This window comes from Kineococcus glutinatus (genome assembly GCF_039542765.1).
In the GTDB taxonomy this organism is placed as follows: Bacteria; Actinomycetota; Actinomycetes; order Actinomycetales; family Kineococcaceae; genus Kineococcus_A; species Kineococcus_A glutinatus.
Genome location: NZ_BAABIL010000217.1, coordinates 1 through 5,267, shown reverse-complemented (window position 1 = coordinate 5,267; position 5,267 = coordinate 1). Strand labels below are relative to the sequence as shown.

Genomic DNA, 5,267 nt, shown 5'->3' with positions numbered 1-5,267 from the left:
CGGTTACGACACCGCAGCCACCGATGCCGTGCTCGAGGAGGTCGAGGACGCCCTGGCCGCGATGGAGGCCGAGCGGCTGCGCGCGCCCGAGCACCGGCAGCGGCGCTCGGAGCGGCTCGGCGCCCTGTCGGCCACCGTCCGGGGCCGGCTCGCCGCCCCCGGCGGGCAGCGCTTCCCCCGCGGGCGCCGGCTGGAGCGCACCTACCACCCCGGTGACGTCGACGCGCTGTGCCGCATCGTCTTCGAGCACCTCGCCGGTCGCCGGTCGCTGCGACCGGCCGACGTGCGGGCGGCGCTGTTCCGGCCGCGGCGGGGTCGGCGCGGCTACCGGGAGGTGCCGGTGGACGCCTACTTCGACCGCGTCGTGGAGCTGCTCGCCGCGCTGGAGGCGCAGCGCGCGAGCACGTGAGCCACCGGCTGCCGGGCACCCGCCCTCACCCCCAGGGCGGCACCGACCCCAGGACGCGGTCGACGGCGATCACGAGCACCACCCGCGTCGGGTTGGGGCGCGGCACCCGGTACCGGCGGGCGTAGCGCTCCTCCGCCTCGCTCACCTCCGCCGCCGCGGTGCGCACGTGCACCGGGCCCTCCAGGGTCAGCCAGCGGCGGCCGTCGACCTGGCTGACCGCGGCGCGCCCGCCGGCCGCCGCGTGCTGGGCCTTGCGCGAGGCGCCGTCCGTGATGACGCGCACGAGGCGCTCGGCGGGGTCGTAGCTGAACCCGACGGGCGTCACGTGCGGGCTGCCGTCGGCGCGCAGGGTGGTGAGCGTGGCCAGGTGCCGCTCCACGAGGAACTCCAGCGCGGCCGGGGGCAGGTCGGGCAGCTGCGGGCGCACCCGGGCACCGTAGCGCCCGCCCACGCAGGCCCGCGCCGCGCACCCGTGGGCCGTGGCTTCCGCGCGCGGCGGGGTGCTCGGCCGCGGAAGCGCTCGCACCGGCCTGGTCGCAGCACGCATCCCGTCGTCGTGCGCCCCTGCTGCCCCCGGGCCCGCCGCGGACTAGGGTCTGCGCTGTCGGACCGCTCGGAGTCGAGGGAGCCCAGCTGTGAGCACAGTGCGCGCGCTGCACAACGTCGTCGACGGCAAGGCCGTCCCCGCCGCGGACGGGCGGACGAGCGAGGTGGTGGACCCGTCGACGGGCCGGGCCTTCGCCACGGCCCCGGTGTCGGGCGCCGCCGACGTCGACGCCGCCTACACCGCCGCCGGGCGCGCCTTCGAGAGCTGGGGCCAGGCGACCCCGGCAGAGCGGCAGCGGGCGCTGCTGAAGCTGGCGGACCTGCTGGAGGAGCGCGCGGAGGACTTCGTCGCCGCCGAGGTCGAGAACACCGGCAAGCCGGTGGCGCTGACCCGCTCGGAGGAGCTGCCCCCGGCCGTCGACCAGCTGCGCTTCTTCGCCGGCGCCGCCCGGGTGCTGGAGGGCCGGGCCGCGGGGGAGTACCTCGCCGGCCACACGTCCTGGGTGCGGCGCGAGCCCATCGGCGTCGTCGGTCAGGTCACGCCGTGGAACTACCCGCTGATGATGGCGGTGTGGAAGATCGGCCCCGCGCTCGCGGCGGGCAACACGGTCGTCCTCAAGCCCTCGGACACCACGCCCGCCTCCACGGTGCTGCTGGCGGAGCTGGCGCAGGAGGTGCTGCCGCCGGGGGTGCTCAACGTGGTCTGCGGTGACCGCGACACCGGCCGGGCGCTCGTGCAGCACGAGGTGCCGCAGCTGGTGGCCATCACCGGGTCGGTGCGGGCGGGCATGCAGGTGGCCGAGGCGGCCAGCCGGGACGTCAAGCGGGTGCACCTGGAGCTGGGCGGCAAGGCCCCGGTGGTGGTGTTCGACGACGCCGACACCGCCGCCGCGGCCGAGGCCATCGCCGCGGCGGGCTACTTCAACGCCGGGCAGGACTGCACCGCCGCCACCCGGGTGCTGGCCGGCCCCCGCGTCCACGACGACCTGGTCGCCGCGCTGGCGGAGCAGGCCCGCGGCACGAAGGTGGGCCTGCCGTTCGCGGAGGACAGCGCGGTGGGCCCGGTGAACAACGCCGACCAGCTGGCGCACGTGTCCGGGTTCGTGGACCGGCTGCCCGGGCACGCCGAGCTCGTCACCGGCGGGCAGCGCCTCGGCGGGGAGCTGGCCGAGGGCTACTACTACGCCCCCACGGTCGTGGCGGGGCTGCAGCCGGGCGACGAGGCGGTGCGCGACGAGATCTTCGGCCCGGTCATCACCGTGCAGCGCTTCACCGACGAGGACGAGGCGGTGCGCTGGGCCAACGGCACCCGCTACGGGCTGGCCTCCAGCGTCTGGACGAAGGACTTCGGCCGCGCGATGCGGATGACCAAGCGGCTGGACTTCGGCTGCGTGTGGGTCAACACCCACATCCCGCTCGTCGCGGAGATGCCCCACGGCGGGTTCAAGCACTCCGGGTACGGCAAGGACCTGTCCGTGTACGGCCTGGAGGACTACACCCGCATCAAGCACGTCATGGCGAACATCGAGTCCTGAGGAGCAGCCGTGGTCAGCAGCGAGCGCGAGGCGGCCGTCGTCGGGGCCGTGCCGACGGGGCTCTTCATCGGCGGCGGGTGGCGCGAGGCCGCCGGCGGGGCGAGCGTCGCGGTGGAGGACCCCGCCACCGGGCGGACCCTCACCGAGGTGGCCGACGCGACCGTGGCCGACGGGCGCGCGGCGCTCGACGCGGCCGCCGACGCCTTCCCGGCGTGGGCGGCCACCCCGCCGCGGCAGCGCGGGGAGGTGCTGCGGCGGGCCTTCGACCTGCTCACCGAGCGGGCGGAGGACCTCGCGCTGCTCATGACGCTGGAGATGGGCAAACCGCTGGCGGAGTCGCGCGGGGAGGTGGCCTACGGGGCGGAGTTCTTCCGCTGGTTCTCCGAGGAGGCCGTGCGCATCTCCGGGCGGTACTCGGTCAACCCCGCCGGCGGCAGCCGCTTCCTCACCATGAAGCAGCCCGTCGGCCCCTGCCTGGCGATCACCCCGTGGAACTTCCCGCTCGCCATGGGCACCCGCAAGATCGGCCCGGCGCTGGCCGCCGGCTGCACGCTGGTCGTCAAGCCGGCCACGCAGACGCCGCTGACGATGCTGGCCCTGGCGCAGCTGCTCGCGGAGGCGGGGTTGCCGCCGGGGGTGCTCAACGTGGTCACCACGACCTCCACCGGCGAGGTCGTGGAGCCGCTGGTGCGGGACCCGCGGCTGCGCAAGCTGACCTTCACCGGCTCCACCCCGGTGGGGCGCAAGCTCGTCGAGCAGTCCGCCGAGCAGCTGCTGCGGCTGTCGATGGAGCTGGGCGGCAACGCCCCGTTCCTCGTCTTCGACGACGCCGACCTCGACGCGGCGGTGGAGGGCGCGATGCTGGCGAAGATGCGCAACATCGGCGAGGCGTGCACCGCGGCCAACCGCTTCTACGTGCAGGCGGGTGTGGCCGAGGACTTCTCCCGCGCGCTGGCGGAGCGCATGGGGGCGCTGCGCATCGGCCGCGGCACCGAGGACGGCGTGCAGGTGGGGCCGCTCATCGACTCCCGAGCCCGGGAGGGTGTGGCGGGCCGGGTCGCCGAGGCGGTGGGGGCCGGCGCCCGGGTGCTCACCGGCGGGGAGGCCGTGGGGGAGCAGGGGTACTTCTTCGCCCCCACGGTGGTCGACCGGGTCCCCGGCGGTTCGCGGCTGCTCACCGAGGAGACGTTCGGGCCCGTCGCCCCCGTCGTGACCTTCGAGACGGAGGAGGAGGCCCTGCACCTGGCCAACGACACCGAGTACGGGCTCGTGGCCTACGCCTACACCCGCGGTCTGGACCGGGCGCTGCGCGTCGCCGAGGGCCTGGAGACGGGCATGGTCGGCCTCAACCAGGGTGTCGTCTCCAACGCCGCGGCCCCGTTCGGCGGGGTCAAGGCCTCCGGTTTCGGCCGCGAGGGCGGTGTCGAGGGCATCGAGGAGTACCTGTCGACCAAGTACGTCGGCATCGCCGCTCCCTGAGCGGGGCGGGGCCCCCGGGCCCGCGCGGGGTACCGGGGCGTCCCCCGCGCGGGCCCGGGGATCAGGCGACCGCGCGGGAGGAGGCCGCGGTGTAGACCTCGCGCACGACCGCACCGAAGCGCGGGCCGTAGAGGACGGAGTCGGCGCCGGCGTAGCTGAAGCTGACGACGGAGGTCACCGTGCCGGTGCTGCCGTCGAAGCCGGACAGCCAGGGGCCGCCGCTGGAGCCACCCGTCATGAAGCAGTTCACCCCCAGGTCGGTGCTCTGCGGGCTGGTGTCCGCGAAGCCGCGACCCCGGCAGTGCTGCAGCGACTGCCCGTCGTAGGGCGCGGAGGACGGGTAGCCGAACACGGCGAGGCGCTGGCCCGCGGGGGCGTCGAAGGCGATGGGGAACGCGCCCACGACGTCGGCGAGGCGTGCGCCGTCCGGGCGCGGGGCCACCACCGCGAAGCCGACGTCGTAGTTCATCGCCGCCGCGGTCGCCTGGTCGCCGTCGCGCCACTGCGACGTCGTCGACAGGGCGGTGGCCACCCACGTGCCGTACGGCGCGTTGCCGGCGGAGTAGCCGGGGACGAACGCCACGTCGGTGGCGTCCACGCCGCCCTCGGTGAGGCAGTGCCCCGCCGTCACCACGGTGCTGCGGTTGCCGCTCTCGACGCTGCTGCCGGAGCACACGTAGGGCCGGCCCCCGGAGACGAAGAAGACCTTGCCCGCGATCCTCGCGACCGCGCCGCCGCCGCTCCAGGGCACCCCGGTGGTCTGCGCCGGGGCCGCGGTCGTGCGGCTGCCGCGTCCCACGACCTCCGACAGCGCGGTGGTGGCGCTCAGCGGCCTCGCGCCCGCGGTGGTACCGCCGGCCTGCTGCTCGGCGGTGCGGGAGACGTCCAGCGGGACGGCCGCCCGCATCCGCTCCGGCGTCCAGTAGGTGGCGACCCGCTGCTGCTCGCCGGCGCCGCCCGCCGCGGACAGCAGGGTCGTCGCAGGGCCCGGTGCCGGTGCCGCCGGCGCCGCGGCGGCCTGCCCGGCGGGCGCCAGCTCCGCCAGCGCGCCGGTGGCGAGGGCGCCGGCGAGGGCGCGGAGCGGACGGCGCGTGCGTGCGGGCATCCGGGGATCCTTCCGTCGGGGACGTCGCACCTCATCCTGCCCCACCCGGTGCGCGACACCCGCCTGCCGTGCACACCGCCCGCCACCCGGGCGACGCGTGAGGCGAGAATGGGCCGGTGAGCACGCCCCACACCGCCCCCGACAGCCCCGCACCGCCCGCCGCCCGGCGGGTGGTGCTCCTCGGCAGCACGGG

At 76.3% G+C, this 5,267-nt stretch carries 5 protein-coding genes; 3 read left to right on the top strand and 2 right to left on the bottom strand.

Translation table 11 applies throughout. The annotated features are described in order from the left end of the window. On the top strand, positions 1–409 hold a 409-nt coding region (locus ABEB16_RS09390), incomplete at its 5' end, for a DivIVA domain-containing protein (protein WP_345711994.1). Positions 410–434: 25 nt separating this feature from the next. Here ABEB16_RS09390 and ABEB16_RS09385 read toward each other — a convergent pair. Further along, a complete protein-coding gene (locus ABEB16_RS09385; protein ID WP_345711993.1) occupies positions 435–836 on the bottom strand; it encodes a pyridoxamine 5'-phosphate oxidase family protein in 402 nt (133 codons plus the stop codon). A 208-nt stretch (positions 837–1,044) separates the two neighbouring features. Here ABEB16_RS09385 and ABEB16_RS09380 point away from each other — a divergent pair, with 208 nt between their 5' ends. Next, entirely contained in the window at positions 1,045–2,490 is a 1,446-nt protein-coding gene (locus ABEB16_RS09380) for a gamma-aminobutyraldehyde dehydrogenase (protein ID WP_345711992.1), read from the top strand. Positions 2,491–2,499: 9 nt separating this feature from the next. Then, positions 2,500–3,969, top strand: coding sequence for an NAD-dependent succinate-semialdehyde dehydrogenase (locus ABEB16_RS09375; RefSeq protein ID WP_345711991.1), 1,470 nt, complete (start codon positions 2,500–2,502; stop codon positions 3,967–3,969). Between the two features lie 61 nt (positions 3,970–4,030). On the opposite strand, the gene ABEB16_RS09370 is transcribed toward ABEB16_RS09375, so the two are convergent. Then, positions 4,031–5,074 (bottom strand): trypsin-like serine peptidase, encoded by a 1,044-nt coding sequence (locus tag ABEB16_RS09370; protein WP_345711990.1) that lies wholly within the window; start codon positions 5,072–5,074, stop codon positions 4,031–4,033. Between the last annotated feature and the right edge of the window lie 193 nt (positions 5,075–5,267).

What these genes read in the sequence shown, in the direction of transcription:
- ABEB16_RS09370 (WP_345711990.1), bottom strand. Translation starts at nt 5,074, where the DNA reads ATGCCCGCACGCACGCGCCGTCCGCTCCGCGCCCTCGCCGGCGCCCTC.